15 protein-coding genes are annotated in these 16,119 nt (G+C 62.0%); 6 read left to right on the top strand and 9 right to left on the bottom strand.

The genetic code is table 11. The features are described from left to right. Positions 1–253 precede the first annotated feature (253 nt). The gene (locus tag QF629_00995; GenBank protein ID MDP6012114.1) at positions 254–544 is read left to right on the top strand and encodes an NfeD family protein; all 291 of its coding nucleotides are present in this window, start codon (positions 254–256) and stop codon (positions 542–544) included. A 147-nt stretch (positions 545–691) separates the two neighbouring features. On the opposite strand, the gene QF629_00990 is transcribed toward QF629_00995, so the two are convergent. Then, positions 692–1,420 carry an NUDIX hydrolase gene (locus QF629_00990; protein ID MDP6012113.1) on the bottom strand — a complete coding sequence of 243 codons (729 nt, stop codon included), beginning with the start codon at positions 1,418–1,420 and terminating at the stop codon, positions 692–694. Positions 1,421–1,473: 53 nt separating this feature from the next. Between QF629_00990 and QF629_00985 the strand changes: the two genes are divergently transcribed. Then, the gene (locus QF629_00985) at positions 1,474–2,274 is read left to right on the top strand and encodes an alpha/beta fold hydrolase (protein MDP6012112.1); all 801 of its coding nucleotides are present in this window, start codon (positions 1,474–1,476) and stop codon (positions 2,272–2,274) included. Between the two features lie 27 nt (positions 2,275–2,301). Here the strand turns inward: QF629_00985 and QF629_00980 are convergent, their stop codons facing one another. The 5 genes from QF629_00980 to QF629_00960 all read right to left on the bottom strand — a co-directional run bounded on the left by QF629_00980 (position 2,302) and on the right by QF629_00960 (position 7,365). Continuing rightward, positions 2,302–3,213, bottom strand: a complete 912-nt coding sequence (locus tag QF629_00980) for an SMP-30/gluconolactonase/LRE family protein (GenBank protein MDP6012111.1) — start codon at positions 3,211–3,213, stop codon at positions 2,302–2,304. A gap of 10 nt (positions 3,214–3,223) precedes the next feature. Next, complete coding sequence (locus QF629_00975) at positions 3,224–4,516, bottom strand: TRAP transporter large permease (GenBank protein ID MDP6012110.1); 1,293 nt, start codon at positions 4,514–4,516, stop codon at positions 3,224–3,226. A gap of 4 nt (positions 4,517–4,520) precedes the next feature. Beyond that, positions 4,521–5,036 (bottom strand): TRAP transporter small permease, encoded by a 516-nt coding sequence (locus tag QF629_00970; GenBank protein ID MDP6012109.1) that lies wholly within the window; start codon positions 5,034–5,036, stop codon positions 4,521–4,523. A 224-nt stretch (positions 5,037–5,260) separates the two neighbouring features. Continuing rightward, positions 5,261–6,433, bottom strand: coding sequence for an isovaleryl-CoA dehydrogenase (locus QF629_00965; GenBank protein ID MDP6012108.1), 1,173 nt, complete (start codon positions 6,431–6,433; stop codon positions 5,261–5,263). Between the two features lie 182 nt (positions 6,434–6,615). Then, positions 6,616–7,365 (bottom strand): dienelactone hydrolase family protein, encoded by a 750-nt coding sequence (locus tag QF629_00960; GenBank protein ID MDP6012107.1) that lies wholly within the window; start codon positions 7,363–7,365, stop codon positions 6,616–6,618. 97 nt (positions 7,366–7,462) lie between these two features. Here QF629_00960 and QF629_00955 point away from each other — a divergent pair, with 97 nt between their 5' ends. After that, on the top strand, positions 7,463–8,395 hold the full coding sequence (locus QF629_00955) for a 2-dehydropantoate 2-reductase (protein MDP6012106.1): 933 nt from the start codon (positions 7,463–7,465) through the stop codon (positions 8,393–8,395). 234 nt (positions 8,396–8,629) lie between these two features. Further along, positions 8,630–10,348: a carbamoyltransferase C-terminal domain-containing protein gene (locus QF629_00950; protein MDP6012105.1), complete on the top strand. Its 1,719-nt coding sequence runs from the start codon at positions 8,630–8,632 to the stop codon at positions 10,346–10,348. Here QF629_00950 and QF629_00945 read toward each other — a convergent pair. Beyond that, positions 10,345–11,412 (bottom strand): diguanylate cyclase, encoded by a 1,068-nt coding sequence (locus tag QF629_00945; GenBank protein ID MDP6012104.1) that lies wholly within the window; start codon positions 11,410–11,412, stop codon positions 10,345–10,347. The genes QF629_00950 and QF629_00945 overlap by 4 nt on opposite strands. A gap of 181 nt (positions 11,413–11,593) precedes the next feature. On the opposite strand from QF629_00945, the gene QF629_00940 reads away from it, so the two are divergent. Continuing rightward, positions 11,594–12,766, top strand: a complete 1,173-nt coding sequence (locus QF629_00940; protein ID MDP6012103.1) for a M20 aminoacylase family protein — start codon at positions 11,594–11,596, stop codon at positions 12,764–12,766. 16 nt (positions 12,767–12,782) lie between these two features. Continuing rightward, complete coding sequence (locus QF629_00935) at positions 12,783–13,583, top strand: hydroxypyruvate isomerase family protein (GenBank protein ID MDP6012102.1); 801 nt, start codon at positions 12,783–12,785, stop codon at positions 13,581–13,583. A gap of 186 nt (positions 13,584–13,769) precedes the next feature. Here the strand turns inward: QF629_00935 and QF629_00930 are convergent, their stop codons facing one another. After that, positions 13,770–15,449, bottom strand: a complete 1,680-nt coding sequence (locus tag QF629_00930) for an amidohydrolase family protein (protein MDP6012101.1) — start codon at positions 15,447–15,449, stop codon at positions 13,770–13,772. Positions 15,450–15,490: 41 nt separating this feature from the next. Beyond that, a complete protein-coding gene (locus QF629_00925; GenBank protein MDP6012100.1) occupies positions 15,491–16,111 on the bottom strand; it encodes a glutathione S-transferase family protein in 621 nt (206 codons plus the stop codon). Between the last annotated feature and the right edge of the window lie 8 nt (positions 16,112–16,119).

The raw sequence follows: 16,119 nt of genomic DNA, 5'->3' as shown, positions 1-16,119 counted from the left end.
CCATGCAAACACGGCCTGTAGCAGTGGCAACGGTGGTGGCGGTTGCCTTTTCCGCATAAACCGCAAGTGTGGATCCGTTGAGAACGGCGACTTGGCCCTGGAAGCGATTGGGAATGCCAATAACGAAAGGGTCATGCTGATGCCGCTCAAGGCTTTAGACGTGATGGGAGCGGTGGCCGGTGTCGCTGAGCTTGGCAAGCAGGTTGGGGTCACGCGCGGTGGCGACGGGCCCTGGAATCGGGAAGCCTAAGCCATGGAAATGGATCCCGCCTTCTTCACCGAGGTTCAGTATTGGCATTGGTGGATCGCCGGCGTCACCTTCATGATTATCGGGGCCCTACTACCAGGAACTCTGTTCCTCTGGTTTGGCGTCTCGGCTGGCGTTACCGGGCTTCTGCTGCTGGCCATGCCCGAGTTCGATTGGCGGTATCAGATGCTCGTGTTTTCAGCACTGTCGATCGTCAGTATTTGTGTAGGGCGAAAGTCCTGGCGGCCCGATTACGTGGAGAACGACCGTCCCGACCTCAACCGCCGCACTGACTAGTATATCGACCGTATCTATACCCTGGCGGAGCCGATCAGCAACGGCCGTGGCCGGGCGTGCGGCGGCGATAGATTTTGGCTGGTGGCGGGCGAGGATATGCCCGCCGGCACCGAGGTCAAGGCCGGACGGGTTGAGAGCGGATAGCGCCTATTCGTGATCGAAGACGAAGCGGCCGTTGACCGTCTGAAAGCGCGGCAACGGCCGGTTTTTGGGCGTATCAGGCCGTGTGTCCATGATGCGCCGCACTTCCTCGAGAACCAGATGGGTGACCTGGGGGATGGGCAGCGAAAGCGCTTCGTCAAGCGCCACCCAGCGCAAATCCAGCAACTCCCCGTCGCCGGCCAACTCGCCGCTGACATTGGCTGCATCTGCCAAGAAGAACCGCGCATTGAAACGTCGTGGCCGCCCCGGCGGTGTCACCGCCCGATAGATGTAGTCAAGGCAATCCAATGCGGGCGCTAAGCCGCGCTCGGTGAAAGCGTCCCACGGCGCCCGCTTGGTTGAGGACATGCCGTAAGGCAGGGGTTGGGCCAGAAGCAGTCCGGTCTCCTCCCAGGTCTCGCGCACCGCGGCTACGGCTAGCGCATGCGCCCGTGCCGGCGTTGTCGCGCGTTCAAGGCGGTCGCGCACCTCGGGCCTCAACTCGCTGGCGACGCGTACCCGGTGGTCATAGGCGTCGACGCGCCCGCCGGGAAAGACATAGCGGTTGGGCATGAAGGCGTGTCTGGCGTTACGTTGGCCCAGCAGCACTTCCGCTGCGCCATGGCTGTGACGCAGCAGTATAAGCGTGGCGGCATCCTTGGGGCGGGGCGAGCGGGGCATGGCAGTCTGGGCAGGGTTGCGGGGAGCGCTATCATAGCGGGCTCGCCAAGGCATGCCACTTCCGCCTATACCAAAGGTGGTCGATAGCTTTCAGGGAGAGCCAGCGCATGAGCATGCTGCAAACCGCCAACGGTGATATTTGGTATGACATTATCGATCTGAACCCGCCATGGGTGGAGTCACCCGAGACGGTTCTGTTTCACCATGGCGTCGGTATAGATCACCGCATATGGTGCAAGTGGTGGCCTGTCCTGTCGCGGCGCTTCCGCCTGGTGCGCTTCGACGTGCGCGGCTATGGCCGTTCGGCAAGCGCCGGTGTCGGCTACGACTGGTCGATACCGGGTCTTGCCGCCGATACCCTGGCCGTGGCTAAAGCAGCTGGGACCGAGCAGTTCCATTACGTCGGTGAATCGATGGGAGGCGCGCTCGGCTATTACCTTGCCATCCACCACGGCGAGGCTCTCTTGAGCCTCACCTCGTGCACCGCGCCGCACAAAGGCGGTGCTGTCTCGGGGCTGCTTGCTTGGCGCCAGCAGATCGAAAACGATGGCATGGTCGCCTGGTCCAAAACCATGATGGGTCGGCGCTTCTTCCCTGGTGGCATAAGCGAACGCGAATGGAACTGGTTCCACGCCGTTCAGTCAGCCTGCAATCGCGATGTGGTGCTCGGCCAGGGCGACATGCTGGCCGAGGTCGATCTCTCTGATGAGCTGGGACGTATCGACACGCCCACACTCATGATTGCCGGCGATTCGAGCCCCTTCCTGTCGCCGCTAACGCTCGCCGATACTCATTCTCTGGTGCCCGGCGCTGAGTTGATGCTGTTCTCCCGTGCCCGCCATGGTGTGGTGTTGAGCCACGGCACCGCTGCCGCCCAGGCGGTGCTGGATTTCCTCGACGCGCGTTAGACTTGTTGCGGCGCTTCCGGCTCGGCCTCAACCGTACATCTTGCGGCCGGGCTCTGGCATCTCGGCAACGAGTATGCTGCCGCTTTCGGATTCGGTGATGTAAAGGCTTTTGTTGTCGGATCCGCCATAGGCGACATTGGTGGTCATGACGCCGGCGCAGCTGCGCACCCGTGCGACCGGCTCTCCAAGAGGGCTGAACAGCCACACCGTTCCCAGCCCCGCATGGGCCACTGCCAGATTGCCGGCGACATCAAGCGCCATGCCGTCGGGGCCGGCAAGGCCGCCCGACATCTGCACGAAGACCCCAACCTTGGTAACCTCGCCGCCCGGCAACATGGGCACGCGCCAGACCGCGTTGTCACGGGTCACAGCGAGATAGAGAATTTTTTCGTCGAGATTGGTTACTAGGCCGTTCGGGCTCGGAATTCCTTCCAGTACGCGATCAAGGCCGCCGTCTGTGCGCAAGCGGTAAAGACGCCCGCTGGCGTCATGCAGACCGGTCTGCCCCTGGTCGGTGAAATAGAGTGTGCCGTCGGCGCCGAAGAAAAGATCGTTGCAGCCCTTGAAGCGTTCGAGCCGTGGCCGGTCGAGTGCTGGGTTGACAGCGCCTGTGGCCGGGTCGAGTTGCAGGATTCCCTGCTTGTGATCGGCGATAAAGATCCGCCCGTCGGCATGGAGCTTGAGACCGTTTGGCTCGCCATCATAGTCGGCTGCACAGGTCCATTCACCATCTGGCGAGACGCGGAAGATACGGCCAAAGGGAATGTCAACTAGCCACAGATTGCCGTCGGCATCGAAGGATGGGCCTTCGAGAAAACAGTCCGCCGTACCGCCGAGCAACATGATATCGGTCCACTCGTTACGCGTATTGGGCTTACGGAAGCGCTCGGGCATACGGCTGAAGACGCGGGTCTCGATAACTGGCGGAGCGGCGAACATGTGTGTCTCCTTAGTGGATAACGGCTAGAATAATCGAGGGCCAGACAATCAATAAGACGACTGCGAATAGGATAAGCAAGACAAAGGGTAGTGTCCCGCGAACGACATCGCCGACCGTAGCTGTTTCTCCGGCGCCGAGCGACTGGCTGGCAACGGCACGGATAACGAAGAGATTAAGTCCTACCGGCGGCGTGATCAGAGCACATTCGATCATCATGGTGAAGATGACGCCGAACCAGATCGGGTCGACGCCGAGGTCAGATAGAGCCGGCTGCACCACGGGCACCACGAGCAGCATCATGGAAAGCGCTTCCAGTACGCAGCCCATGGCCAGCAGCAGGACGCAGGTGACGGCTATGAACAGCTCGGGCGAGGCGATGTTGCCTACCACCAGCGTTGTGACCTCCTGCGGGATGCGGTAGAGCGTCAGCGCCTTACCGAAGACGCTGGCGGCGGCGACGATGAACAAGATCATGGCAGAGGTACGCGCTGATTCGAGCGCGATAGGCACCAGATCGGCCGGGAGTAGGCTACGCCGCCAGCCGAGGGTGATGGCTGCTGCCAGCAGGAAGCCGACGCCAGCTGCCTCGGTCGGCGTGAAGGCACCAAAATAGATGCCGAACACGATGACTAGGGCCAGCGCTAGCGTTGGTGCCGCGCGTAAGCTAGCGGTACGCCGGGTTTGCCAATCGGCCCGCGGCTCGGGCTGGCAGGCACCGCCAAAGCGCGCCTGCAGCACGGAATAAGCCACGAATAGGGCCGTAAGCATAAGGCCGGGAACGACGCCGGCGCGGAACAGATCGACGATCGATTCCGACATCACCACGCCATAGACAATCATCGGGATCGACGGCGGGATGAGAATGCCGAGCGTCCCACCCGCCGCTAGCAGACCATAGGTGAAGCGGCGGTCGTAGCCACGCGCCGCCATGGCCGGAATGGCTACCGTGCCGACGGTCGCCGCAGTTGCCACCGAGGAGCCGGAGATAGCGGCGAAAAGGGCGCATGAGAGAATGGTTGCCACCGCGAGCCCGCCAGGCCAGTGCCCGACCCAGCTCTGCACCGCGGCAAAGAGGTCGTCGCCAGCGCCACCGCGCAACAGAACATTCGACATCAGGATGAATAATGGCACCGCTAGCAGGATGAAGTTGTCCATGCTAGCCATCATGGTTTGGGGCATAATCAGCGGCGAAAAGCCACCGATCAGCAGCAAGGCTAGGCCGAGACCCGCGAGGGCGAAGGCTATATCGACGCCGATCAGCAGTACCGCGAAGAGAGCGAGAAAAACGAGCAGCGCTTCCATGGCGTCATACGCTCGCGGGATCCGCTGCTTCGACGAGGCGCTCAGGCTCGAGGAAGCTGCGCCACAGAGTGGCGAGCGCCTGCAGGCTGGCGAGGCCGAGGCCGGCGACCACTGGCGCCTGAAGCAGCCACATGGGCAGGCCGACGGTCGAATCGGTGAACTGCTCCATCTCCACCGAGAAGCGTAGTAGGGTACCGGCATGCCAGGCGCCGGCGCTGGCGATCAGCGCAACCACGGCCAAAGCTAGGCGCGCCAGCCAAAGGCGCGGGCGCGGCGGCAGGGCGGCGGCGAGCACGGTGATGCGAATATGCTCGCGTCGCGCCACCAGCCAGGCTGCAGCTAGAAAGACGGCATAGATCTGGAGCAGGCGCGCGACCTCTTCTACCCAACGCGTCGGCGCCAGGAAAAGGTACCGCATGAAAACCTCGTAGCCGACAATCAGTCCGAGGGTAAAGAAGGCTGCTGCTGCCAGCCAACCACACAACAGGCTGGTGCTTTCGATCACCCGCACGAGCTTCATCGGTGGCCCGCAACAAGATGGTGTTGCGGCCTTCGCTCGCAGCCTAAACAACCTATATCAACGCCTATCGCCATGTGTTTCGAGATGTGGGTTTTGACGATGTGGAATTTCGTCTCAGCGTTTGTCAGTATAGAGAGAGGCTATCCGGCCGCACAGTCGTAGACTGGATGGCCGGTCCGTCAGCGTCAATCATGCCCAAATTAATAGGTCACTGTCGCTAATAGCTAAGCGGTATCCTCGAAAAGCTCCCGGCCGATGAGCATGCGGCGGATTTCGCTCGTCCCGGCGCCGATCTCGTAGAGTTTGGCATCGCGCAGTAGGCGCCCCGTGGGGCTTTCGTTGATATAGCCGGTGCCGCCCAGTGCCTGTATCGCTTCGAGTGCCATCCAGGTCGCCTTCTCGGACGTATAGAGAATCACGCCAGCGGCATCCTTGCGCGTGGTCTCGCCGCGGTCGCAGGCCTTGGCGACGACATAGGCGTAAGCCTTGCATGCATTCATGGTGGTGTACATGTCGGCGAGCTTGCCCTGCATGAGTTGGAAAGTGCCGATCGGCCGACCGAACTGCTCGCGCTGGTGCACATAGGGCACGACGATGTCCATGCAGGCCTGCATGATGCCGAGCGGCCCGCCGGCTAGCACCGTGCGCTCGTAGTCGAGGCCGCTCATGAGCACCCCGACGCCGCCGCCGACCTCGCCGAGCACGTTCTCCTCGGGTACTTCGCAGTTCTCGAACACCAGCTCGCCGGTGTTGGAGCCGCGCATGCCGAGTTTGTCGAGCTTCTGGGCCGTGGAAAAGCCGGGAAAGCCCTTCTCAATAAGGAAGGCAGTGATACCGTGGCTGCCCGCTTCCGGGTCGGTCTTGGCGTAGACCACCACGGTATCGGCGTCGGGGCCGTTGGTGATCCACATCTTGCTGCCGTTGAGAATGTAGCGTTCGCCGCGTTTCTCGGCGCGCAGCTTCATGCCGACAACGTCCGAGCCGGCGCTGGGCTCGCTCATGGCCAGCGCGCCGATATGCTCGCCCGAGATGAGCTTGGGCAGGTAGCGCGCTTTCTGCTCTGGCGTGGCGTTGCGATTGATCTGATTGACGCAAAGATTGGCGTGGGCACCATAGGATAAGCCGATGGAGGCCGAGCCACGGCTCACTTCCTCGATCGCCACCACTTGCTCGAGATAGCCCATGCCGGTGCCGCCATAGTCCTCATCGGCGGTAATGCCGAGCAGGCCGAGATCGCCCAGCTTGCGCCAGAGATCGCTGGGAAAATTGTTGCTCTCATCGATTGCCGCTGCCCGTGGCGCAATCTCCTCGGCCGTGAAATCGGCTACCGACTCGCGTAGCATGTTCACGGTCTCGCTGAGACCGAAGTCGAGGGTAGGGTAACGGTTGGGGATCATTGCGTCCTCGCGAGCTCTGCCAGTGAGTGGCTATGCTAGATCATGTTGGGCTGAATTGGAGTCGGATCGATGAAATCGGCCGAGATTGACGCCGCCCTCGTCGATATTTTCTTCTCGTCGAGGCCTTGCGGTGATGAGCTTGCGCAGAGCTTTACAGCCTGTCGTCAATCTTCGGTAAGCCCTCAGTCGTGTAGCCGGCGATCGAACAGCGCCAGCATACGCTGCCAGTGACGCTCGCCCGCCAGCTTGTTGTAGACGGGGCGCTGCGGGAAGGCAAAACCGTGCTCGGTGCCGGGGTAGACCTCGATACGGGCATTGGCACCAGCGGCCTTGAAGATGCCCGGCATGCGGTCGAGCAGGTCTTGCGGCACGTAAGGATCGTCGGAGGCGAAGCCGAGATAAAGCTCTCCCTTGATGCGCTCCGCTTTGAGGTGTGGTGAATCGTCCCGCTCGGTAATGATGCCGACGCCGTAGAACGAAGCGATGGCGGCGAAGTCGTCCGGAAAGGCCGCGGCGACCGAGACTACATATTGCCCGCTCATGCAATAACCGACACAGCCGACGGCGCCTGCAGAAGCGGCCTCGGTGCTTCGGATATGCGTGAGCATGGGTCCGGTGTCGGCAACCACACGAGCATTGCTCAAGCTGTTCATGACGCCGAACATCTTTTTCTGCTCGCCATCGTCGACGCGGATGCGCGACAGATCGAAGCCGTAATGACTCTCGCGGCCGGTGCGGTAGTACATGTTGGGTAGCATCGCGAAATAGCCCACCGTGGCGATGCGCCGCGCCATGTCGCGCAGCTCCTCGCGGATGCCGGGCGCGTCCATGTACAGGATCACCGCCGGGTGAGGTCCACCCTCGTCGGGATGGCAGACGAAGCAGTCCATGTTGCCATCGTCGGTGCCGAGCTCAATCTCATATTCGCGCATGTTTTACTCCTACCTGAGGCCTGAGCGATAGCACGCCATTGCCGTGGCCCGCCAGCTCGGACACACTGTGCGCCGTTATGACGGGAGGAAGGCAAGCATGAAAATTGCGGTGGTGGGGTGTGGCGCCATGGGCTCGGTCTATGCGGCGCTGTTGGCCAAAGCCGGCAACGAGATCTGGGCGGTCGATGTCTGGCAGGAGCATGTCGACGCGATTCGCGCGAACGGCCTGCATATCGAGGGTGCCAGCGGCGACAATACGGTTGTTCTGAACGCCACCACGGAAGCGAGTGAGGTGGGCGCCTGCGAGCTTGTTATCCTTGCCACCAAGGCACGGCACGTTAGGGCCGCGGCTAAAAGCGTGGTGGGCATGCTGGCGCCCGAGGCGCCCGTGCTGACCATCCAGAACGGTCTCGGCAGTGGTGATGCGGCGGCGGCGGCGCTCGGCGCAGCGCGTGTGACCATCGGCGTAGCCGGTGGCTTCGGCGCCAAGATGCTGGCGCCGGGACATGCCCGCCATGAGGGCATGGAGATGATTCGCCTGGGTGAGATGGAAGGCCCGGTGACGTTGCGCCTCGAAGCCATCGCCAAGGTATGGAGAAACGCGGGCTTCCACGTGAAATGCTTCGACGATATTCACCAGCTAATCTGGGAGAAGTTGATCTGCAACGGTACCTTCAGCGCCGTCTGCACCCTGACCGGTCTGACCGCGGGCGGCGTGCTTGACGACGCCGATGCCTGGGCCGTGGCTTCGGCTTGTGCCAGCGAGGGCGCGGCGGTAGCGCGCGCCAAAGGCATCAGCCTCGATTTCGACGACGCGGTTGCCTATGTACACGCATTCGGCAGCAAGATTCGCGATGGCCGGCCGTCCATGTGGCAGGACATGGATGCGGGTCGCCCGGGCGAGATAGACGCCATCAACGGTGCCATCGCCGGCGCCGGTAAGGCTGCAGGCGTGGACACGCCGACCCATGATACGCTGACCGCGCTGGTGCGGGCCGCCGAGGTTGCACGTGGTATCCGCGAGGGCTAAGCCAAGATCGGCACGCGGCAACGCCCGTGCCAGACGGTGGGGACGTGAAACAACGCCTCATCTCTGCTGACCTGGGGCGCACTTTCGAAAGCGATATATAGCTCATCGGCTGCCATGACAGGGGAACTGGGCAGCAGTACGTTCGCACATAAAAATATCGCGGCGCATTGCGAGTGAAGCAAAAATTTGGCATGAGGGGGACGCGTTTTTGCCCCTTCTCCGGTGCTATCACACATGCTCATTCTCGGCGTTCATTCCGGCCACCACGATGCCGTGGCGATTCTCTTCGAGGACTATGCCATGCGTGCGGCCATCCAGCTAGAACGCCTGACCCGGCGCAAGATCGACGGTGGCCGCATCCCCGGCGAGGCAATCGACGCATGCCTTGATGTAGTCGGTGCGGGCCGTGTTGATGTTGATGCGGTGGCACTCGGCCGGGCCGTCTTTCCCTGGCACTACTTCAACCATTTCTCCGGCGGGCGCTGGGTTGAAGGCAAAGTTCGCCAGGCGCTCGGCAAGCAAAAACAGAAGAGCATGGAGCGCGAGCTGATCCGCGCCAGGTGCACGGACGCAGCAGGAATCTTCAACGTCGAGCGCTTCAGGAGCGAGCAGGGCTTTCGCGCTGACATTCCGGTCACTTTCTACAATCACCATCGCGCCCATGCCTTGCCTACCCTGTTCCATACGGACTGGGATGAGGCGCTGCTCTACACCGCCGACGGCGGTGGCGACAACGTACAATACAGCCATCGCGTCTTTCGTGATGGTGCCATCGAGACCTTGCATGGTGGTGATGCGGGGCTTCTCGAGCCGCAGCGTATTGACAGTCTGGGTCTGGCCTATGGCTATGCTACGCAGGCGCTCGGCTATCGTATGAACCGTCACGAGGGGAAGTTAACGGGCCTCGCCGCGTTCGGTGAACCGACGCTGTACCAGTCATTAGCTACACATTTTTCTGTAGATAATAAGGGCTGTATTAATAGCGACTTCGAGAACTACACGGCGATGCGTAGGCATATCTTCGCCTTGGCAGATGGAGCCAAGCCTGCCGATGTTGCTGCTTCCGTCCAGACTCTGCTGGAAGAGACCGTATTGACCGCGGTGCGACGCTTGCTGACACGCCATCCGGTACGCAATCTGGGCCTGGCTGGCGGCGTCTTCGGCAATGTGCGACTCAATCAACGCCTTGCCGAGGAAACGGACGTCGATGAGATTTTCGTCTATCCCGCGATGAGCGATGCTGGTTTGGCGGCTGGCGGCGTGCTCGATTTCTTGCTCGCCCGCGACGGTTTCGAGCGCTGGCTTGCGAGCCGCTGGCGTCTCGATACGCTCTATCTGGGGAGGGATTGGGGTAGCAAGGCCGATACCGTTCTTGCCGGCGATGCCCGCCTCGAAGCTCTGCCTGGGGCGCCGGTCGAGACCGCGGTGAAGTTGCTGACAGAGGGCGCTGCGGTCGCTATTTTCAGCCACGGTGGCGAATACGGGCCGCGGGCGCTCGGCTCGCGCAGCATCCTTGCAGCGCCAACCGATAGTCGCATCAACGACGTTCTCAACGCCAGGCTCGGGCGCACGGAATTCATGCCTTTCGCACCCGTCGTTGCGGCCGATGATGCGGCCGAGATCTTCGTCCTTGGTGACGGGCTCTCCTATGCCGCCCGTTTCATGACCATTACCTGCGCGGTGCGCTCCGAATGGCGTGCGCGTATCCCGGCGGTCGTCCATGTTGACGGCACCGCTCGGCCACAGATTATCGAGCGCGAGCCCAACCCGCTATATTACGATATCCTCGCTGCTTACAAGCAGGCCAGTGGCATCCCGGTGCTGATCAATACCAGCTTTAACGCTCACGAGGAGCCGATTATCAATGCGCCAGAAGAATGCGCGCAGGCGCTAGCTGACGACCGGGTCGATTATGTGGTCAGCGAGGGTGCCGTCTATCGCAAGAAAGCCTAAGCCGCCGTCACCAAATCTGGCGCGGTGACGACACGGTTTCGGCCCTGGCTTTTGGCCTCGTAGAGTGCGGTGTCGGCGGCGGTTAGCAAACTATCAGAGACCATTGCCATTTTCGGCTTACCGCAGGCGACACCGACGCTTACCGTAACCACGCCTGCGCCCGTGCGGGACTCGGTGTGGGCAATACCTTTCTCTTCCACGCTTTGCCGCATGACCTCGGCCACATTCATCGCGCCCTCGATCGGTGTATCGGGGAGCACGGCAAGAAACTCTTCGCCGCCATAGCGGCCAACCATATCGGCGCCGCGATGGAGGCAGTCCTTAAGACAGAGGGCGACCATCCAGAGGCATTCGTCGCCGGCCTGATGCCCATGGGTGTCGTTGAAGTTCTTGAAATCGTCTACGTCGATCATCAACAGGGATAGGCTGCCTTCCTCGCGCGCGGCGCGGCGCCATTCCATCTCGAGAAAATCGTTCAGCCCGCGGCGGTTGGCGATACCCGTCAGTGCGTCGCGTGTCGACAAGAGTTGTAACCGCTCGTTTGTCTGCTGCAGGACCTCGGTAACCTTGACCAGTTCCTTCTCCCGCTTTTCCAACTCATTCTCCCGCTCTATGCGGATCAGCATTGAACGCCGCCAGCCGAGAGCCGCACTGACGCGTGCCTCAAGCTCGTAATCGGCGATCGGCTTGGTAATGAAGTCGGCGGCTCCCGCATCGAAGGCGTCCTTGAGTGTCTCGGCATCGGAGAGGGAAGTGATGATGATGATTGGCACCAGCGCCATCGCCGGCGATGCGGCAAGTCGTTGGTACAGATCAATGCCGTTGCTGTCAGCTAGGACCACATCCATCAGGATTAGATCCACCGGGTGCGTCTTCGGCCCAGCTTCTGGATAGCCGATGACCGCGAAGGCGTCCTCGGCCGATTGCGCGCAGGCGACACGGCCAGCGCCGATGCTCTTCAGCATGGCTGTCACCAGCTGCATCTGGGTGGCATCGTTCTCGATCACTAGAATACTAGCCTCCGAGATTCTGCCCGCCAGTCTGATGCCCATACCGGGAATCATGGTTCCCACTTGCCTCCAGCTGCAAGCCTGCCCCAAAATTTGCCAATCTCTATAGCATCGAAGTCGCGTTCGGGTCTTGTGAAATAGCCTCGCACTGGCACGCGACATGGCGCGTAGCGAAGTCGCTGATCCCGTGCTAACGTCCGGTACTTTGGAGATGCTCAACCAGCAAGGAGTGGCCATGCCAGTCGTCAATCGAATAGCGGCATTCCACGATGTCATGCGCGAGTGGCGCCGTGACATTCATCGCCATCCCGAGCTGGCCTACGAGGAACATCGCACAGCCTCGGTGGTCGCGGAGCGACTGCGCGAGTTTGGTCTCGACGAGGTCGCGGAAGGCATAGGCAAGACGGGTGTGGTGGGGGTCATCCACAATGGCGACGGGCCTGCGATCGGCTTGCGCGCCGACATGGATGCCCTGCCGATTACGGAGGAGACGGGCCTATCCTATCAGTCTACCAAGGATGGCTTGATGCATGCCTGTGGCCATGACGGGCACACGGCGATGCTGCTGGGAGCCGCGCGATATCTCTCCGAGAACCGCAATTTTGCTGGCACCGTGGTTTTCGTTTTCCAGCCCGCGGAAGAAGGCTTCGCTGGTGCCAAGGCGATGATCGACGACGGGCTGTTCGAGCGCTATCCGGTAGATTCCATTTACGGCGTGCACAATATGCCGGGCCTGCCCACGGGCACCATCGCGCTGTCGCCTGGCCCGGTGATGGCCGCGGCGGACGAGTTCCGTGTCACCGTCCAGGGCAAGGGTGGCCACGGTGCCATGCCGCATATGGCTACCGACCCGGTGCCGGCTGCTGCAGCTATGATCTCGGCCTTGCAGGGCATCGTCTCGCGCAATGCGGATCCCTCGGCGACTCTGGTGATATCGGTGACCACGCTGCACGCTGGCGATGCCTTCAACGTGATTCCCGATACGGTGGAGTTTGGCGGCACGGTGCGGCATTTCGACAGCGCCGTCGGCGAGATGGCTGAGCGCCGCATGCGTGAGGTGCTCGAGGGCGTTGCCGCGGCGCACGGTGCCGGCGTCGCTTTCTCCTACCGCAAGGGCTACCCGCCGACGTGCAACCACGACGCGGAGACCGCCTTTGCGCGTGAGGTTGCGGCCAACGTGCTGGGCGCGGAGGCGCCGGCACAACCGCCCGTCATGGGCTCGGAGGACTTCTCGTTCTTTCTTGAGGAAAAGCCCGGTGCCTATGCCTTCGTCGGCAATGGCGACGGTCCCGCCTGCGTCACAGTGCATAACCCGCACTACGACTTCAACGATGAGATCCTGCCCGTTGGGGCGAGCTTCTTTGCGCGGCTCGTGGAGACAGCCTTGCCGCGCAACCCGGCGGCTTGAGGGCGCCGCTACGCCAATGCCGCGCTTCGCCGCCAATCTCTCCACGATGTTCACGGAGCTGGATTTTCTTGAGCGGTTTCGGGGGGCAGCAAATTGCGGCTTTGGCGCGGTCGAGTTCCAGTTTCCCTACCAGTGGCGTATCGGCGAGATCGCCGAGCGTCTTTTCGCCAACGGGCTCGAACTGGTGCTTTTCAACGTGCCGCCTGGGGATCTGGCAGCGGGCGAGCGGGGGCTCGGCGCGGTGCCGGGGCGGGAGGAGGATTTCCGTGACGGTGTGCACCGCTCGCTCGATTATGCCGAGACCCTGCGTTGTCCGCGGTTGCACGTGATGGCGGGCATGCTAGGGGCGGATGGCAATGCGGCGGCGGCTCATGTGTGCTTTATAGACAACCTGCGTTGGGCGGCAGCGGAATGCGCTAGGCGCGGCGTACGCGCCCTGATCGAGCCGATCAATACCCGGCACGACATGCCGGGCTATTTTCTCGACACCATCGATCAGGCACGCGCCATCATGGATGAGGTCGCGAGCGACAATCTGTTCTTGCAGTTCGATCTTTATCACCGCCAAATCATGGGTGGTAATCTGGCGGCGGAACTGGAGGAAGCGCTGCCGCTAATCGACCATATTCAGATCGCCGGTGTTCCCGGTCGCCACGAGCCCGACAATGGCGAGATCAACTATCCCTATCTGTTCAACTTGCTCGACAGTCTCGGCTATCGTGGCTGGGTCGGCTGCGAGTACAGCCCGGCCGGAGCCACCCGGGACGGTATGGCCTGGGCATTCGATTACGGCATTAGTGGGCACGGCGGCGGCTGAACAGGGTGAAATGCGCCGTGGCGGCCCGGTACTGAGGGGACGTCTAAGTAAGAGAGGACGGGGTCTGTAACGATATCGAGCGCACGATCTGTAAAGGCTGCTACACGCTTCGAAACCCGAGACTATGGCGCGACGATTCTGGGAGACCTCCGAGGCGCTGACCTATAAGGCCTTTGTCTCAGACTCTTAGCTATCGAACTTACGGATTACCATGCCGGGCAACGCGCCGTTGGTGATGAGGCCCCCAGCATCGGCAATGTGGCTGCCATTGACCCAGACGCCGTGCAGGCCCTTGGCATCATAGACCAGGCGGCTGGCGCCGGCCGGCAGGTCGTGGACGCGGAGGTTGGGCGACCGCGCTACGGTCGTCGGGTCGAACAGCATCATGTCGGCCCAAGCGCCGGGCCTGAGGCGCCCGCGGCCGCGAATACGGTAGATGTCCGCCTGGCGGCCGGTCATCTCGTAGATTGCGCGCTCCAACGAAAACAGACCACGCTCGCGCACCCAGCTGCCGTAGAGATTCAGCCCGAAGCCGGCGTCGCAAAAGAAGGTGAGATGTGCGCCGGCGTCCGACAAGGCGATCGTGCTGTAGGGGTCGCTGAGCAGCTTACCCACCGCTTGGCTATCGGCGTTTAAGAGCACCGAGGCGAAGGTCGTTTTCATGTCCTCGCTGAGACCGAAGTCGAGAATCCAGTCGAGTGGATCGACGCCCGCCTCCGCTGCCAGGTCGGCAGTATCGCGACCCTCCTTGTCGCGGTTGGCGGGGTTCGCGACCTCGGCGACCTTGATGCCGCTCCAGTCCCCGGTGAACGCGGTTATTTTTCCCGGCTCGGCGATCTCGGCTTTCACGGCGGCGCGTAGCTCCGGGTCGCGATACAGGCGTGGCAGGTCTTCCGGCTCCGCTTCCATGATTGGCTTCCAGGAGTCGAACGCCTCCATCATGTACGGGTTGTACAAGGTGAAATCCAAAGTCAGCGGGCAGCAGGAGACCTGGCCGTAAAGCTCGCGCCCGCGGCTGTTGGCCTCGGCGATCTTTTGCATTGCGCGCGTCGTTGTCTGGTCGTTCAAAGGATTGTGCAGTAGCGCTGCGACGATTACCGGCCGCCGCGCCATTTCGGCAAGGGATTCGAGAAAGCTGAGCCGCGAGCCTGAGCCGCGCGTGAGCATGAAGGTGCCGCGGTCGCCCTCGGCCATGGCGACGACGAGCGCTTGCAACTCGTCCTGTTTTGCCAGCCGCGAGGGCATGGGCACGCCACCGGCGCCGTTGTGGCCCTCGAAAGTCGAGGTAGCGAAGCCGATAGCGCCGGCTGCCATCGCCTCGCGCACCAGGTCTGCCATGGCCGCAATCTCGTCCGCAGTGGCCGCGCGCTCGGTAGCGTCGTCGCCCATCACCCAGGTGCGAATCGAGGAATGGCCTGCAAAGCACGCAACATTGAGGCCAACGCCACGGCTCTCCAAATGATCTAGATAGTTGCCAAAGCTCTCGAACTCCCAGCGCATGCCCTCGCGCAAGGCCTCGATCGACATGCCTTCTACGTTACATAAATTGCGTGCGGTGGCCGCACGGTGCTGCGGCTTGCAGGGCGCTACGGTAAAGCCGCAATTGCCCATCACCACCGTGGTCACGCCGAGACGTGAGGAGGGGTCTAGCCAGGGGTCCCAGGTGACCTGTGCGTCGTAATGGGTGTGGGTGTCGATGATACCCGGCGCCAGCGCCAAGCCTTCCGCATCGACAACCTCGCGGCCGGCTCCAACATCACTACCGATTTCCGCGATACGGCCCTCGCTAACGGCGAGCGCGGCATGTTGCGGCGCTTCGCCACTGCCGTCGTAAATGACGGTATTTTTAATTACCAAGTCATGCATAGGGAGAACTCTGCCGCAAGCTACGGTGTCTGTCCACGCTATCAGGTGAGCGGTATGCTGGAGACGCGGGCCTCAAATGCGGGACGCGCACGGATACGCACGAACCAGGCGTCAAGCGCCGCCATGGTAGGCGGTTCCTTGGCCAGCGAAAACCAACGCCAGGCGAGGATGGCGAGCGGTATGTCGGCAATGGTAAATGTATCGCCCATGATCCAGTCACGTCCCTTGAGGCGGGTATCGAGAATCTTCCAGAGCTGCACGGCCGCCGTTTCGGCTTGCGCGATCTGCTCTTCAGTGTAGGCCTCGGGCGTTCGCACCCGACCCCAGAAGATGGTGGTCAGCGGTGCTAGTACCGTAGATTGCTGCCAGTCCATCCAGCGGTCCGCATCGCCCCGGGCCTTGAGCTCGGTCGGAAACATGGCACCGGAGGCATATTTTGCTCCGAGATAGCGCAGGATGGCGTTGCTCTCCCACAACACGAAACCATCATCTTCAATGGTGGGGACGCGGGCATTGGGATTGCGCGCCAGCATGTCGGCATCGGCGGTACGGCCGAACTCGCCGCCGATCTCCTCGTGTTTGAAGCGTAGCGCCGCCTCGTCGCAAAACCACAGCACCTTCTGTACGTTGGACGAGTTGCGCCGCCCCCAAACCTTGAGCATGCTTGTGC

Source organism: Alphaproteobacteria bacterium (assembly GCA_030739735.1).
Lineage (GTDB): Bacteria > Pseudomonadota > Alphaproteobacteria > UBA7887 > UBA7887 > UBA7887.
The sequence above is the reverse complement of the archived record's forward strand: the minus strand, read 5'-3'. Positions and strand labels throughout refer to the sequence as shown.

What these genes read in the sequence shown, in the direction of transcription:
- QF629_00965 (MDP6012108.1), bottom strand. Translation starts at nt 6,433, where the DNA reads ATGATCCCCAACCGTTACCCTACCCTCGACTTCGGTCTCAGCGAGACC.
- QF629_00975 (MDP6012110.1), bottom strand. Translation starts at nt 4,516, where the DNA reads ATGGAAGCGCTGCTCGTTTTTCTCGCTCTCTTCGCGGTACTGCTGATC.
- QF629_00925 (MDP6012100.1), bottom strand. Translation starts at nt 16,111, where the DNA reads ATGCTCAAGGTTTGGGGGCGGCGCAACTCGTCCAACGTACAGAAGGTG.
- QF629_00930 (MDP6012101.1), bottom strand. Translation starts at nt 15,449, where the DNA reads ATGCATGACTTGGTAATTAAAAATACCGTCATTTACGACGGCAGTGGC.
- QF629_00960 (MDP6012107.1), bottom strand. Translation starts at nt 7,365, where the DNA reads ATGCGCGAATATGAGATTGAGCTCGGCACCGACGATGGCAACATGGAC.
- QF629_00980 (MDP6012111.1), bottom strand. Translation starts at nt 3,213, where the DNA reads ATGTTCGCCGCTCCGCCAGTTATCGAGACCCGCGTCTTCAGCCGTATG.
- QF629_00945 (MDP6012104.1), bottom strand. Translation starts at nt 11,412, where the DNA reads ATGATTCCCGGTATGGGCATCAGACTGGCGGGCAGAATCTCGGAGGCT.
- QF629_00995 (MDP6012114.1), top strand. Translation starts at nt 254, where the DNA reads ATGGAAATGGATCCCGCCTTCTTCACCGAGGTTCAGTATTGGCATTGG.
- QF629_00970 (MDP6012109.1), bottom strand. Translation starts at nt 5,036, where the DNA reads ATGAAGCTCGTGCGGGTGATCGAAAGCACCAGCCTGTTGTGTGGTTGG.
- QF629_00940 (MDP6012103.1), top strand. Translation starts at nt 11,594, where the DNA reads ATGCCAGTCGTCAATCGAATAGCGGCATTCCACGATGTCATGCGCGAG.
- QF629_00985 (MDP6012112.1), top strand. Translation starts at nt 1,474, where the DNA reads ATGAGCATGCTGCAAACCGCCAACGGTGATATTTGGTATGACATTATC.
- QF629_00950 (MDP6012105.1), top strand. Translation starts at nt 8,630, where the DNA reads ATGCTCATTCTCGGCGTTCATTCCGGCCACCACGATGCCGTGGCGATT.
- QF629_00990 (MDP6012113.1), bottom strand. Translation starts at nt 1,420, where the DNA reads ATGCCTTGGCGAGCCCGCTATGATAGCGCTCCCCGCAACCCTGCCCAG.
- QF629_00935 (MDP6012102.1), top strand. Translation starts at nt 12,783, where the DNA reads ATGCCGCGCTTCGCCGCCAATCTCTCCACGATGTTCACGGAGCTGGAT.
- QF629_00955 (MDP6012106.1), top strand. Translation starts at nt 7,463, where the DNA reads ATGAAAATTGCGGTGGTGGGGTGTGGCGCCATGGGCTCGGTCTATGCG.